This window comes from Neorhizobium sp. T25_27 (genome assembly GCF_002968565.1).
Lineage (GTDB): Bacteria > Pseudomonadota > Alphaproteobacteria > Rhizobiales > Rhizobiaceae > Neorhizobium > Neorhizobium tomejilense.
On the sequence record NZ_PVBJ01000007.1, the window covers coordinates 186,634 to 201,070 of the forward strand.

The following is a 14,437-nucleotide window of genomic DNA, read 5'->3' on the forward strand; positions in this document are numbered from 1 at the left end:
GAGCTCCCTTGGTTCGGCCCCTAGGTCAGCAATGTGCGGCAGAGATCGAAGAAGTCATTCGCCCAGCCGGCAAAGAGCGCAAAGAGCAGGAGCCAGACGGCGAGCATGAAATGCGAATAGATGGCGGAAAGATCGATGCTGAGGCGCAGCCTGTCCGGCTGAACGTCGCTCGCGAATGCCCTGACCGTCGTGTGAGCGAGCACGGCGAGCCCGCCGAGGATATGCAGGCCGTGCAGTCCGGTGAGCATGTAGAAGAAGCTGTTGGCGGGATTGTCGGCCAGCAAGTAGCCGGCCGCCGTCAGTTCCCGCCATGCCTGGACCTGTCCGACGAGAAAAAAGAGGGCAAGCGCAAATGCGGCGGCAAGCACCGGCCGCAGGCTCTCCATGTGGCCGTGCCCCGCTTCTCTTCTCGCCCATTGCAGCGCGACACTGCTTAAGGACAGTGCTGCGGTGTTGACCCAGAGCAGCCGGGGAACCGGTGTGCCCCACCAGTCCGTCGATGCCATGCGCATGAAATAGGCGCTGACGGCAAGACTGAAGAGTGCGCCGACGACGCCGAGAAACACGAAGAGGCCGATCTTCACCGCCGGTACGGGCGGCTGTTGCCGATCGGCGCCGTGATGATCCGGCAACTGCACGGACCCGGTTTCGAGCCAGGGTTTCGAGGCCAGCCGCTGTCCGGAAAGCCACCAGACGATGATGGCGGCGATAACGGCAAGGAAGATCAGCGTGACGCTCATGCCGGAACCTCCCGTGTAACGCCGCCATCTGCCGGCACGGTCTGCGGAATGAAGTCCTCGGCCGCTCCCGGCACGCTGTAGTCATAGGCCCAGCGGTAGACCACCGGCAGCTCCTTGCCCCAGTTGCCGTGGGCAGGCGGCGTCTGCGGCGTCTGCCATTCCAGCGTCGTTGCCCGCCATGGATTGCCACCTGCCTCCCTGCCGCGGAAAAGGCTCCAGACCAGATTGAACAGGAAAACCATCTGCGCGGCCCCGACGATCAGCGCCATGACCGTTATGAAGATGTTCAGCGTATGGGCCGAAGGCGGAACGAAAGCCGTCTCTCCCATCTCGAAGTAGCGGCGCGGCACGCCGAGCAGGCCGAGGTAATGCATCGGGAAGAAGATCGCATAGGTGCCGAGGAAGGTGGTCCAGAAGTGGATCTGGCCGAGCGTCTCGTTCAGCATCCGTCCCGTTACCTTCGGATACCAGTGACAGATCGCACCGAAGATGACGAGGATCGGCGCCACGCCCATGACCATGTGGAAATGCGCGACGACGAACATCGTATCCGACAGTGGCACGTCGACGACGACATTGCCGAGGAACAGGCCCGTCAGGCCACCATTGACGAAGGTGACGATGAAGGCGAGCGCAAAGAGCATCGGCAGCGTCAGGTGGATATCGCCGCGCCATAGCGTCAGCACCCAATTGTAGACCTTGATCGCCGTCGGGACGGCGATGATCAAGGTCGTGGTGGCGAAGAAGAAGCCGAAGGCCGGGTTCATGCCGCTGACATACATATGGTGCGCCCAGACGATAAAGCTGAGCGCGCCGATGACGACGATCGCCCAGACCATCATGCGATAGCCGAAGATGTTCTTGCGCGCATGCGTGCTGATCAGGTCAGAAACGATGCCGAAGGCCGGCAGTGCGACGATATAGACCTCCGGATGGCCGAAGAACCAGAACAGGTGCTGGAACAGGATCGGGCTGCCGCCGCCATGTTGCAGCTGCTCGCCCATTTCGACGATGGCAGGCATGAAGAAGCTCGTGCCGAGCAGGCGGTCGAACAGCATCATGACGCAGGCGACGAACAGGGCAGGGAAAGCGAGCAGCGCCATCACGGTGGCGGTGAAGATGCCCCAGACGGTGAGCGGCATGCGCATCAGCGTCATGCCGCGCGCGCGTCCCTGCAGCACCGTCACCACATAGTTCAGGCCACCCATGGTGAAACCGATGATGAAGACGATCAGCGAGGAGAGCATGAGGAGGATGCCCCAGTCCTTGCCGCCGGGCGTACCTGACAGGACGGCCTGCGGGGGATAGAGCGTCCAGCCGGCACCTGTCGGGCCGCCGGGGGCGAAAAAGCCCGCGGCCAGGATCAGTACGGCCAGCAGGTAGATCCAGTAGCTCAGCATGTTCGCATAAGGGAACACCATGTCTCGCGCGCCGACCATCAGAGGAATGAGATAGTTGCCGAAGCCGCCGAGAAACAGCGCGGTCAGGAGATAGATCACCATGATCATGCCGTGCATGGTGATGAACTGATAATAGTGATCGGCATCGATGAAGGCGAAATAGCCGGGAAAGGCAAGCTGCAGACGCATCAGCCAGGAGAGCACCAGCGCCACGAGGCCGATCGCGATGGCGGTCAGCGAATATTGCACGGCGATGATCTTGGCATCCTGGCTGAATACATATTTCGTCCACCAGCTTTTCGGATGATAAAGCTCGACATCCTCGACCTCGGCGGAGGGGATGGCGCCTGCGCTGCCGGATGGAATCTCGACCATGATGTCTCTTCCCTTTCCTTCCGATGCTGCCTGAAACCGTTTCACCGGTTCAGTTTGCCGGTCGCGGCTCTCCCGATGCCATAAGCTGGGTGAATGTCTGCTGCTGCCCGAGCCAGGTCTGATAGTCCGCCGCTTCCTCGACGACGACGGTCCCGCGCATTTGCGCATGGCCGATGCCGCAGAGCTCGGCACAGAGAATCTCGAAGCTTCCCGTCCGTGTCGGCGTGAACCAGAAATAGGTGATCATGCCGGGGATCATGTCCATCTTGGCGCGGAATTCCGGCACATAGAAATCGTGGAGGACATCGACGGAGCGCAGCAATATGCGCACCGGCTTGCCGACCGGCAGATGCAGCTCGCCGCCCTCGATGATCACGTCGTCGAGGCCGCTTGCGTCGTTCTTATTCAGGCCGAGCGGATTTTCGGGGCTGACGTCGCGCGTCTCCGCACGGCCGAGCTTTCCGTCCGCGCCCGGCAGGCGGAAACTCCACAGCCACTGCTGGCTGACGACCTCGACCGGTACGGCATCGTCAGGCACCGTGATGAACTGGTTCCACACCACGAGGCCGGGCGCCAGCATCGCCGCGACGCCGACTGCCGTTCCCGATGCCAACAGCCATTCCAGCCTGCGGTTTTCAGGCTCATAGGCCGCCTGGCTGCCTGGCTTGTGCCGGAAGCGGAAGACGCAATAGGCCATGAACGAAACCACCGCCACGAAGACGATGCCGGTGATCCAGAAGGTGATGACGAGCGTGCTGTCGATATAGGTCCAGTTGGACGCGATCGGCGTCCACCACCACGGGCTCAGCACATGGAACAGCACGGAGCCGACGACAATCAGGACGAGAATCAGCACAACAGCCATTTCCGCCCCTCCCTGAGCAGGTCGACCGTGAAACCACATTCTGCAGAAATACGGGTTATTATCGCACGAATGGAAAAGATGGGCAATTACTGCAATTTAGGCATGTCCACCCGGTCGTCTCTCAGACTGTCACTGGGAATATTGCTTGAGATAGGCGATGAGATTGGTGATCTCCTGCTCGTCCTTCACACCAACGAAGGCCATCTTGGTGCCCTTCACCTTCGCTTTTGGATTGTGCAGATAGTCGCGCAACGCCGCCTCGTCCCAGACAAGACCGCCGTCTCCGGCCGCCTTCATCCCGGTCGAATAGGCGAAATTGGGATGTGTTCCGGCCTTTCGGCCGAACAGCTTGTTCAGCGACGGACCGACCTTGTTCGTGTCGGAATCGACGACATGACAGGTCGCGCATTTCTTGAAAACGGTGGCGCCCGCCGTCGCGTCACCTTCCTGAGCTAGGGCATCAAGCGACGAAACGGCGACGATGGACGCGCCGATCAACAGAACAACACGATAGGTCATGGCAAACCTCATCCTCCTCAAGGTTGCCCAATTGCCACATCATCCGCCGTCATCTTCGCGCGGATATGTTTGCGATCACTAAAAGAGTAGTCCTCCGGGTTGGCAAGTCAACCGGCCCCACAAGAGGTTCGCGGATCATATCTGGCCCAATGGCCCTTTGAGGATGCGATCAAGAAAGCCTGGACCTGTGACGGCTGGAAGCCCCGAGGGGTCCGCGCCGTCTGCCAGGAGGCCTTCAACGCGGGACCGACACGCAGTGCAGCATGAGATCAATCAGCGCTCTATGTGAGTAGATAGACAAGGATTGCGGCTCCCAATAACCAAAGCCCGCTCAGAAGGCCTAGAGAAACAGCAACCGTTCTGCGGTCAACTTGAACCCACGGCCGCTGTGGACCGCGCAGGCTCATAGCAGACGTGTTATTGGGCGTGGTCACTCCGAAGGCCGATATGCTTTCCTCAGCAGAAGATGCTTTTGATGGTCTCGCGTTCATGCCAGTCTCATCCAATTTTGTCCGTGATTTTTCACCGAGTCCAACCAAATCCATTCGATTTCTCGACTTGAGGGCAATGGCCCCCTGAACACGCCAGCGACGATTGCTGACCCGAGAGAGAGCTTGGCGGTCTCAAGCAATGTTGTGGCGCTGACCAAAGATCTCACCGCCGATCTCCGGAAGCTTCTCGTCAATTTTGATGGTATTCCGCCGGAGTTGATTGCCGGCGCGCTGACCCGGTGCGCCCACGAGATCATGTGCCTGCAAAAGTTGTCCCAATACTCGTCGGTTGCGGTGGAAGTTTACCAGATATTCGCTACACTCCCTGACCGAACTGGACGACGGCGACAGCCGTGTGGAAGTTCCACTGCCGCAGGGCCGCCCCCAGCGGTTACCCCCACTGCGGCAAGGGCTCGACGTGCTTCCATACCGCCCGTCGAGCCCTTCGTGCCGCCCCCACTGCACCGTCCAGCGACCTCAACCGTCGACCATGATCCGATCGCGGTTCCCGCTCATTGATAGGTTTGACTTGATGTTTTGCGTGAGTGCTTGGTCGCCGTAACATCTGGATCACCAGTAAGCTCCTTGGTGATCGCTTCAAGCGTCACGGAAAGTCCAGCCTCGACCTCGACCGATTTGAGGCCTTTTGCGATCTCTCTCGCGTAGATCACTAGCCTCGCCAGAGCGACGAGTTCTACTTCCATATCAGTTTGCAAATCCGAGTATGCCATGCACCGACCCCCAACTTGTGTGGGCAATCTAAAACTCTTTGAGGGTCGTCGGGCGTGACATCGCCGTGACACAACGCATGGCTGATGACGCTAGCCATCACGCCAGAGAGACGTTCGGTTAAATTCAAAGTGGGTGGAGGGAGAATACGTGTCGGCCCGGCGCAGAGCGTCGATCAGGGCGATGGCGTCCGCTCTTTTTTGGTCCACATAGTTGTGGCGAAGAATTCGCAGCAATTCGTTGGTGCGAGCACTCGCAATTTCCGGGCAGTTTGCGACGATTGCGTTCCAGCTGCGGACCTTGAAGAACAAAGATCGCGCCCTTTCTTTGAGCAGCTCTGCCTCCTGATCGCTGATGAGACCGTGCGTGCAACAGTTGGCGACGGTAGCGTCTACATTGACCATCGGGATGGTGACGGCGACATATCCAAGCTCTTCCGGTCCATGCAGCAGTGCGACATCCGCATCGTCGACACGGGTTTCGCTCGCATAGGCCGCAAAGATTTCGCCAATGCCAGTCATGCCGAAGGCGTGACACTCTGCCGCCCGCAAGGCACCCATGCTCGCCGCTCCAAAGACCGCAACGCCTTTTGATAGACCGTAGAGAATTTCCTTGTGCCAGACGGGGGCGACATATTCGAAGGAGCCGTCGATCAATCCGATGGCCCGCGCACCTTCGTCGACCGCCAGCCGCACATCTCCCTGCATCGCCGGCGGCTTTACAATTATATCATCAGTGACGAAACGTCTTGCCTCCGGAAGGCTTGGACCGACAAAGAGTACTTTCATGAGGTAAACGATGCTGTCATCGCCCTGTCGCCAAATCTGCGCCGGCGCTCTCCCTCAGGGCTTTCCAGTCCGGGCACCAATATCTTGACGACCGCAAAAGGTGATGTCGGCTCGCTCAATCGAACGGCGATTGCTTGCGTGATATCCGACCGCTTCAAGTTCCCCAAGATTCCTGCAAGGTCGTTCGGACCGGGCAAGGGCACGCCGCGTGAAGGATCAGCAGAAAACAACTTTAACAACCTCTCCGGCAGTGGTCGCCGATAGGTCTCATGGAATACGTCGTCACGTGCGCCACTGATATAGGTGACCCGGGACTGTGCGGCTTCCGTCAGCGCGCGCACTGCAGCGCGCTCGCTGGATGGATGTGCACCACAGCCGAACGTCACGTCGACATACCGTGGCGCATGGGACGCGAGCGCGGTTTTCGCCGCAAGGAAGGCGCCGATACACGGTATGCCGATATCGCTTGTCATGTCGAACATGCGCAGCAGGATGTCCGCTTCCTCGATTTTCGCGATAAGGGACCTAACGTCCTCATCGCTGAATGCGTCGGGCTCCAGACACCTGGAGTGCTGACCGGATTCAGGAAGAACCTGCCACAAGACATGAGCGTCGCGTTCGATGCGCTCGACAAGGCCGTGGAAAATGGCCTCGTCATGCGTGTTGCCCGATGCAAGGCCATCCGAAGATTGCCAGTACCGGCAGTTCGACAGGCTCCGATCGAGGGACACGGCTTCGGCCGGAACGTAGACGCGGTCAGAACCGAAGAGGTCTTCTCCCGCCGCAAATGCCATAATGTCGGTTGCTCGGGGAGGGGACTGGTTCCGGCCAAGAAGCGGTACAAGCAAGTCGACCCGCTCGTCGGCATCTGAAAGAGCTGACGCGGAGACAGTCTCGATTGACAGGAACGGATCGCAAGCGACAGCCCGCTCTATGGCCTCCATGACCGCGGATGTTCTCGCATCGGCATCGGTAAGCCCTTTGCCTTGAGCAACCACGATCGATTTGGCGTTTGGAGTATAGGCGCACCAGACCGGAATACCGATATGATCGAGCCCGGTCTGGCGGCCAATGCGGGTTATCCCGAGCGTCTTCAGAAAAGGACGCACCCGCTCATAGGTCTCCTCGGGCGAGCAGATGCGGTCCATCGCTTACGCCGTCGGCAGCTTAGCCATCGAAGACACCAGAGAAAGCCTGTTCGGAGGAAGAGACTGCAACCGCCAAATTGACGTCTTTGACAATTGTTCCCCCTGCATTTCTAAGATCATTTGCCGCAGCCAGCGGCCCGGAAACGGGCGGCTGCATCGGCAGGACGGTTCCCGCATCAATGTCCGCCAGATAAAGCTGATTGTCTCCGGGCAGCCCGATTATCACAACTCTTGCCATATGTTACCCCCTTGGTTTTAGGTACTAAAAAATCTAAAAACCGGCTTTTACCAGGCCTTCCCGGTAAAGTTCCTTCTGCCATTGCTCTTTGACCGGCAGCACGGAGAGCCATTTGTCGAGATCGAATTGCGGATTGAGCTCCTGAGCCTTGCGGCGATGGGCGCGTGCCTTCGCGGTATCGCCAGCCATAGCATAACTCGCCGCAAGCAATCTCCGGGCCGACGAGGAGTCGCCCATTCGGTCGATGTAGCTGATAGCCTGATGAAATTCACCCAGGAAATAGCTGGCGCCGGCCGCAATCCAGAAATAATCGTCGGGGCATATCGGATTTAAGCGGATCGCTTTGTTGATCTTTGCCAACCCATCGGCGGGCTTCGATGCATGAACCAGAGCGTCGGCATACCCGCATATTGCGTCGGCAAGGTGTGGGCTCAATCCCTCCGCGCGATCGAATGCCTCTAGGCTCCCGTCGACATCGCCGCGGTAAAGCCTCGATAGCCCAAGCTCGCGGTGCGCCGATGCCAGTTCCGGCTCCAAGGCCACCGCTTTTCTTGCCGTTTCCTCCGCCTGAACCAGCAGTTCGGTCTCTCCCCGTGCCGTCAAGACCCATTCCCAGGAGTAGGTACGGGACAAACCCGCCAACGCCGGCGCGAAATCCCCGCGCATTCGCAGCGTTTCTCGAAATGCATTTCTAGCCCGGCGCACGTCAGGGAGCGTGAACTTGTTGAGATGCTGGGCGCTTGCAAGATAGGACCTATAGACATCCGGATGAGCACGGTAATCGGCGAGCACAATTTCGGTGCGCTGGAGGTGGCCGCTGATGGCCATCACGATCATCTGCGCCACTTGTCTGCGGTGTGAAGCAAGTGAGCTGGCATTGAGGCGGAAGCGTTCCGCCCACAAAACGCTGTCCGAGGGAAGGAAGATCATCTGCACGAAGAGACCTTCGCTGCTGATGTTGGTGTCGAGGACGTAGGAGATGGAATGTCTCTCCAGCTGAGCCATCTTATCCGCATCCTGCCGGATGCGGGCAGCCGTATACGGAGCAACGACCGCCACCGTCCTCAAGGAGCAAAGACTTATCGTGATATCTTCCATCAATGCGCGGGCTGGATAAGCCGCGTTTTGCTCTGCTTCCTGGGGGGGAAGCAATACCAGCCGGGGCAGTTCCGTGGGCATTGAGGGGACGACTGCTGTCCCTACGGGCAACGTGAACTCAGCTCGACTGACCGATGATCTAGAGGATCCAATTTGGTCTTCATGACGATGCGCCCCAAGCAGCACCTCGCGTACGGCGGAATCGCCCGGATCGTGTTCGAGGAGTTGTTTTGCGCTATCCTTGACATCGGCCCATTCCGACCGACTTGCCGCGGCAGCTTGTGCCTCGAAGAGCCCCGCGCGAAAACGTTGCCACTGGACCGACCGTTGTTTCTCGACCCATGGTTTTAGGCCGACAGGTAAATTGGCTTCATCCATAAACTGCCGCGTCATCAATTTCGACATTGCGTTCAATCGCGGCAGCGCTTCAAGATCACTGGAGAAGACGGAGAAATCCGCCTCAACGGGCTCGGCGGATAGCTGTACGGTCGAAGCCGTGAAATCGAGTGGCGCGGGCCAGCCGTCCACGGCGCATTTGCGCACGCGCTCGGTCATTTTTCGAAAGTTGATCTTGGCGGCGTCTTGATCGCCTGCCCAAAGCAGTCGCGCCAGATAATCTCGCGGCAGTTCAAATTCACCGCTGGCCAACATATAGGCGAGGCCGAACAGTGCCTTCTGTGGCAGTGGCAGCGTCCCTCGGTCCTCGTCAGCAAGCCAAAGGCCTCCGAATGTCACAAGCCGGAGCATCGGAACGATCCGTTAACGCGTTGCGCCCGGATCCGCGTGATCGCGATCCAGACCTGACGGGGCCCCCAGGGATTTGACCAGTTGAACGATGTTTTGGCGCAGCTTCGCATTCGCCACCCTCTGGAATGCCAGATTGAGTTCCACCCCCTCGCGGGTTGCCAGAAAGGAGGTCACCGCATCTTCCTCGTGCACGACAGGCTTGCTATCGGTCGTCGATGACGGGATTGGCGCATCGGCAAAGAAATAGCCAACAGGCGTGTCCAGTATAGTTGCAATCATCTGAAGACGACTGGCGCCAACCCGATTGGCTCCCTTTTCGTATTTCTGCACTTGCTGGAAAGTAATCCCAAGCCCGTCGGCCAGTTTCTCCTGAGACATCTTCAGCATGGCCCGCCTCAGCCGGATCCTTGATCCAACATGTATATCAATCGGGTTCGGCTTCTTCTGATCCATCACTGCACCCTCTGTCACCGCTACACAGTGGTATAAACGGAGACTTCGTGCAACTGGGACCTGCCGGCAAAGGTGTGCACCATGTAGATTCATGGCAAACCACGACCTGCGCGCCTTCCAAGCTTTTCCAGTGCGCCTGATCTGGGCGCGGAGTTTCTGTCGGGACACTTCCGCAGGCGTTTTTTAGCCAAGGCTTCTCGATGGCGAAGATCATCTGCGTCGCCTCGCTTGCTCTCTAACTCGCTATTCCGCGCTTCGAAACGTTCCTAGCAGTCTTTTGCAATTCCGAGATCCAGCTACCAGTATGCGATCTCTGCAGTCGCCGGGCATCAAGGGAGGGGACCATGGTTCACTGGAAAAATTGGATGAGGAATGGCTTGGGTGCGGCGGCGGGGGTGCTGTTTTATACGGTGGGCGCCTGGGCAGCCGATCAGTATCCCATCTCGACGGTGCGCATGATCGTGCCCTACGCCCCTGGCGGCGGCGGTGACATAACCGGCCGGATGATCGCGGATGAACTCAGCAAGCGTCTTAAGACCACGGTGGTCATCGAGAACATCGGTGGCGCTAGCGGCACGATCGGCACCGAAAAGGCGGCCCGCGCCAAGCCGGACGGAGGGACGCTGCTTCTCGCCGGCAGCGCCATCTTCACGATCGCGCCGCATATCACCAGGATCGGTTTCGATCCCCTCAAGGATTTCGTCGCCATCGCCAATGTCAGCGAATCCGTGCGCATGCTGAGTGTGCCGGCATCGCTCGGGGTGAAAAGTTACCAGGAACTGGTGGCCTACGGGAAAGCCAATCCAGGAACCCTGAACTACGCTTCGGTGGGGGTCGGTTCGACCGGCCATATTATCGGCGTGGATTTTCTGCGGACTGTGGGCGTCACTGCCAGGCACATTCCCTATAGTGGGGCCTCGCAAGCGGTTCAGGCGCTTCTCTCGGGAGATGTGCAGTTCGTCATCGACGCAATGGTCATTCCGCCGTCGCGCGAAGGCAAGCTCGTGCCCATCGCCGTGCCGAGCGAGGCGCGCCTGCCTGACTTCCCTGAGGTGCCGACGTTCCGGGAAGTGGGCCTGAAGGACATCCGCTCCGGTGGCTGGCAGGCGGTCATGGCGCCCGCCGGCACGCCGAAGGAACTTGTCGTCATGATCGAGAAGGCGCTGAAGGACGCCGATGCCAGCCCGGAATTCCGCGCTGCTCTCACCCGCGCCGGCTTCTCGCCGCGCTTCCGCACCAGCGTGCAGCTTCAGCAGGAGCTTGAGGCCGAATATGCCTATTTCGGCGAGTTGCTGAAGAGCATGGAGCTCCCCAAGAAATAACCCGTCGGAGCAATCCGGATAAGACAGCCACACCAACACGCGCGGACCTGCTGGCGCGTATCGTTTAGTATAGGCCAACAAGGATCCAAATATGCAGGAGAGACGCTCGACCGCCCCGACCCTGAGCGCCAAGGTGGCGGAATGGATGACAGGGTTTCCGCTCGATACGGTTCCGGCAGACGTCCTGGAAAATACGAAATTGCGGATTTTGGACGTCGTCGGGGTGATGATCGCATCGAGCCGGCTCGACGTAGTTTCGGCCGCACGGCGCTCCGTGGCGGAATCGGACGGCGGCCAGGGGAGCGCCTTTTCCGTGATGGGCGTTGCGCCTTCGACACCCGCGAGTGCGGCCTTCATCAACGGGGTCATGTCCGCCGTTCTCGAATTCGACGACACACATATCCAGTCTAACATCCATGCGACCGGTGTCGTGCTGTCGGCCCTGCTGCCGGAATGCGAGCGTCTCGGTCTTTCGGGTAAGAACCTGTTGGACGCCGCGCTGATCGGCAGCGAGCTGTTATGCCGTCTTGGCCTCATCTCACCGGTGCGGATGCATGAGGTGGGGTTCCATCCGAGTTCCGTCTATGGCGTCTTCGGCGCGGCCTGGGGGCTTGCGCATCTACGGGGCTTTTCGGTCGAGCAGACGGTGCATGCGATCGGTACGGCGGCCAGCCTCTCGGCGGGCTCGATTGCCTCGTTTGAAGACGGTACCTCGACCAAAACCTTGCATATCGGCATGGCGGCATCGTCGGCAATCCGCGCTGTCGCACTGGCGAACCAGGGCATTTCCGGTCCCTATCCGGTCTTCGAAGGCAAGTTCGGCTGGTTCAAGAGCTATTTTCAGTCCAAACCCGAGTTCCGTTTTTCGGCACTGACGGACGAACTCGGCGAGCGCTGGGAAGTGTTGAACATCGCCTCGAAGGCGCATCCTTGCGCATATACGATGATCCCGTTCATCGCCGCGGCGATCGAGCTTCGCGATGCTCATGGCGTCAAGCCGGAAGATGTGGATGTCATCTATTGCGATATAATGCCCCGTTCCTTTGCGACCGTCTGCGAGCCGGTCGAAGAAAAGCGCCGGCCGCGGACCTCCTGGCACGGGCGTATCAGCTTGCAACATACGGTCGCCGAAGCGCTGGTGCTTGGCCGGATGGACAAGGATGCCTACGCGCCGGAGAACCTCGTCAACCCGCTCATCAACGCGATGGCAGATAAGGTCATCCACCGGCCGGATTTGGTGGCCGCACATGATATCAGCCGTTCGCGCGCGACCGTCTCCGTCCGCCTGAAAGATGGACGCGAACTATCTCATACGATCGAGGATATGCCGGGCACCCGCCGCAACCCGGTCGCCCGCGAGGGCTATCTGCAGAAATTCCGGGCGAATGTTCGTGGCGTGATTTCCGACGCGGCGGGCCAGGAACTGGCGACAGCTCTGCTCAATTTGGAGGAAGCCGAGGACATTGGCGCTCTGTTCAGGGGGCTGCGCGGGTAAAGTCACTGATGGCACTCGAATTTACAGCCGCCCGGAGGACGACGTAGGCCTCAATCCGCCGCCTCCTGTGCGCCTTTCCTTACGAAAGATGTGGTGGCAGCCAGCAGGATCGCGATGCCGAGGACCACGAAGGTGAGGCTGATCGGGCGGTTGATAAAGGTCATTGGATCGCCGCGCGACAGTGACAGGGCACGTCTGAAATTCTCCTCGAACATCGGCCCGAGCACGAAGCCGAGGATGAACATGGCAAGGCTGCAGTCGGCACGCTTCAGGAGGTAGCCGACGACCCCGAAGATGACGAGGGTCAGGATCTGCAACGATGAGAAACCGATCGAAAAGACCCCGACGCAGGCAAAGGCGAGGACGAACAGATAGAGCCAGTGATACGGCACGGTCAGCAGCGTCACCCACAGGCCGATCAGCGGCAGATTGAGGATGACGAGCATCAGGTTGCCGATCCACATCGATCCGACCAGTCCCCAGAAAAGCTGCGGATTGTTGGTAATCATGCTCGGGCCCGGATTGACGCCCTGGATCAGCAGCGCACCGAGGAAGAGCGCCATGACCGGGCTGCCGGGCACGCCGAGCATCAGAGTGGGGATGAAGGCGGTCTGCGATGCCGCATTGTTGGCCGCCTCGGGAGCCGCAACACCTTCAACCGCGCCGCTGCCGAAACGACCGGGCTGTTTCGAAATGCTCTTCTCGACCATGTAGGCGGAGAACGAACTCATCGCGAGGCCTGCGCCGGGCAGCATGCCGAGGAACGACCCGAGCGCCGTGCCGCGCAATACGGCCGGCCAGGCCTGACGGAATTCCTCGCGGTTCGGCCAGAGACGGCCGACCTTTGAGGTGACCAGTTCCGGCGTCCCCGTGCTGCCGATTGTGGTGATGATTTCCGATACCGCGAAAAGGCCGACGGCAAGCACCGCGAAGTCGATACCGTCGCGAAGTTCCGCAATCCCGAAGGTGAACCGGAAGACGCCGGAGGCGACATCGGCACCCGCCAAGCCCAGAAGCACGCCGAGAACTGCCGAGCCGATGCCCTTGACGAAACCGCCCTTGGCAATCGAGGCGGTAGCGACAAGCGCGCAGAAGACGAGGGCGGCATATTCCGCCGAGCCGAATTTCGCGGCTACCGAGGCCATGGCGGGTGCCGCAAGCGCGATCAGCAGCGTGCCGACGGTGCCGGCAAAGAAGGAACCAAGCGCGGCAATGGCGAGCGCCGAGCCTGCGCGACCCTGACGTGCCATCTGGTAGCCATCCAGGCAGGTGACCGCCGACGATGCTTCGCCGGGAAGATTGAGCAAGATCGAGGTCGTCGATCCGCCATAGGCGGCGCCATAATAGATGCCGGCCAGCAGGATCACCGAACCTTCTGGCGGTAGTCCGAAAGTCAGCGGCAGGAGCAGCGAGATAGTGATGATCGGGCCTACGCCCGGCAGCACGCCGATGGCGGTTCCGAGCGTGACGCCGAGTAAGCAATAGAAGAGGTTGTCGATGCTGGCGGCGACTTGCAAGCCCAGCGCAAGGGAAGAAACGAAGTCCAGCACGCTAGATACTCCAGTCGAACAGGTGGAATGGAATGCCGAGACCGAAATGGAAGATGCCCAGGATGATGGCGACGATCGCCAGGGTCAGGGCGGGCAATTCCTTCAGCCGGCTGCGTTTGTCCGCAAGCCAGCCGAGACCGATCAGTGCGACGACGCTTGGCAGCAGTCCCACACGGTCGATAAGCAGGCTGAAGACAAACAGCGCCGCGAGGATCGCCAGGAATGGCCGGATTTCCTCGCGCGGTATGAGCGCAATGGCTGCCGCACCCGCATTCGCCAGTGTGGCTTTCATCAGGAGGGCTATGCCGAAGACGGAGAGTGTCGTGCCAAGCAACACCGGTAGGGCGCCCGGCCCCATTTCCGAAAGGTCGCCGAAGCCGTAGTCCAGGCCGAGATAGACGGCGATGCCGCCAGTTGCGGCGAACAGGATACCCACCGCATGGTCTGCATGAAATGTCATGATCGATCCCAATGTTCGA

Annotated in this window: 14 protein-coding genes; 2 read left to right on the forward strand and 12 right to left on the reverse strand. The window is 59.8% G+C overall.

What is annotated here, in order from left to right:
* Positions 1-20: 20 nt before the first annotated feature.
* From C5J24_RS20115 to C5J24_RS20160, 10 genes are all read right to left on the reverse strand, one after another.
* On the reverse strand, positions 21-740 hold the full coding sequence (locus C5J24_RS20115; RefSeq protein ID WP_105420335.1) for a cytochrome c oxidase subunit 3: 720 nt from the start codon (positions 738-740) through the stop codon (positions 21-23).
* Positions 737-2,515 carry a cytochrome c oxidase subunit I gene (locus C5J24_RS20120; protein ID WP_105403358.1) on the reverse strand — a complete coding sequence of 593 codons (1,779 nt, stop codon included), beginning with the start codon at positions 2,513-2,515 and terminating at the stop codon, positions 737-739. The genes C5J24_RS20115 and C5J24_RS20120 overlap by 4 nt, the downstream gene beginning before the upstream one ends.
* A gap of 49 nt (positions 2,516-2,564) precedes the next feature.
* Positions 2,565-3,380: a cytochrome c oxidase subunit II gene (locus C5J24_RS20125; RefSeq protein ID WP_105403359.1), complete on the reverse strand. Its 816-nt coding sequence runs from the start codon at positions 3,378-3,380 to the stop codon at positions 2,565-2,567.
* A 129-nt stretch (positions 3,381-3,509) separates the two neighbouring features.
* Positions 3,510-3,899, reverse strand: a complete 390-nt coding sequence (locus C5J24_RS20130) for a cytochrome c family protein (protein WP_105403360.1) — start codon at positions 3,897-3,899, stop codon at positions 3,510-3,512.
* A gap of 1,003 nt (positions 3,900-4,902) precedes the next feature.
* Complete coding sequence (locus tag C5J24_RS20135; RefSeq protein WP_172724065.1) at positions 4,903-5,121, reverse strand: hypothetical protein; 219 nt, start codon at positions 5,119-5,121, stop codon at positions 4,903-4,905.
* 90 nt (positions 5,122-5,211) lie between these two features.
* Positions 5,212-5,907, reverse strand: coding sequence for a TfuA-like protein (locus tag C5J24_RS20140; protein WP_105420339.1), 696 nt, complete (start codon positions 5,905-5,907; stop codon positions 5,212-5,214).
* A complete protein-coding gene (locus tag C5J24_RS20145; RefSeq protein ID WP_105420341.1) occupies positions 5,904-7,055 on the reverse strand; it encodes a YcaO-like family protein in 1,152 nt (383 codons plus the stop codon). The genes C5J24_RS20140 and C5J24_RS20145 overlap by 4 nt, the downstream gene beginning before the upstream one ends.
* A 19-nt stretch (positions 7,056-7,074) precedes the next feature.
* Positions 7,075-7,293, reverse strand: coding sequence for a hypothetical protein (locus tag C5J24_RS20150; RefSeq protein ID WP_105403364.1), 219 nt, complete (start codon positions 7,291-7,293; stop codon positions 7,075-7,077).
* A gap of 33 nt (positions 7,294-7,326) precedes the next feature.
* Positions 7,327-9,138 carry a peptide antibiotic resistance protein gene (locus C5J24_RS20155; RefSeq protein ID WP_105420343.1) on the reverse strand — a complete coding sequence of 604 codons (1,812 nt, stop codon included), beginning with the start codon at positions 9,136-9,138 and terminating at the stop codon, positions 7,327-7,329.
* 12 nt (positions 9,139-9,150) lie between these two features.
* Positions 9,151-9,591: a helix-turn-helix domain-containing protein gene (locus tag C5J24_RS20160; RefSeq protein WP_105403366.1), complete on the reverse strand. Its 441-nt coding sequence runs from the start codon at positions 9,589-9,591 to the stop codon at positions 9,151-9,153.
* Between the two features lie 365 nt (positions 9,592-9,956).
* Between C5J24_RS20160 and C5J24_RS20165 the strand changes: the two genes are divergently transcribed.
* Positions 9,957-10,913 (forward strand): tripartite tricarboxylate transporter substrate binding protein, encoded by a 957-nt coding sequence (locus tag C5J24_RS20165; protein WP_172724066.1) that lies wholly within the window; start codon positions 9,957-9,959, stop codon positions 10,911-10,913.
* A 91-nt stretch (positions 10,914-11,004) separates the two neighbouring features.
* Positions 11,005-12,408 carry an MmgE/PrpD family protein gene (locus C5J24_RS20170; protein WP_105420389.1) on the forward strand — a complete coding sequence of 468 codons (1,404 nt, stop codon included), beginning with the start codon at positions 11,005-11,007 and terminating at the stop codon, positions 12,406-12,408.
* A gap of 50 nt (positions 12,409-12,458) precedes the next feature.
* Here the strand turns inward: C5J24_RS20170 and C5J24_RS20175 are convergent, their stop codons facing one another.
* Positions 12,459-13,955, reverse strand: a complete 1,497-nt coding sequence (locus C5J24_RS20175; RefSeq protein WP_105420582.1) for a tripartite tricarboxylate transporter permease — start codon at positions 13,953-13,955, stop codon at positions 12,459-12,461.
* A gap of 4 nt (positions 13,956-13,959) precedes the next feature.
* Positions 13,960-14,418, reverse strand: coding sequence for a tripartite tricarboxylate transporter TctB family protein (locus C5J24_RS20180; protein ID WP_105427761.1), 459 nt, complete (start codon positions 14,416-14,418; stop codon positions 13,960-13,962).
* Positions 14,419-14,437 lie beyond the last annotated feature (19 nt).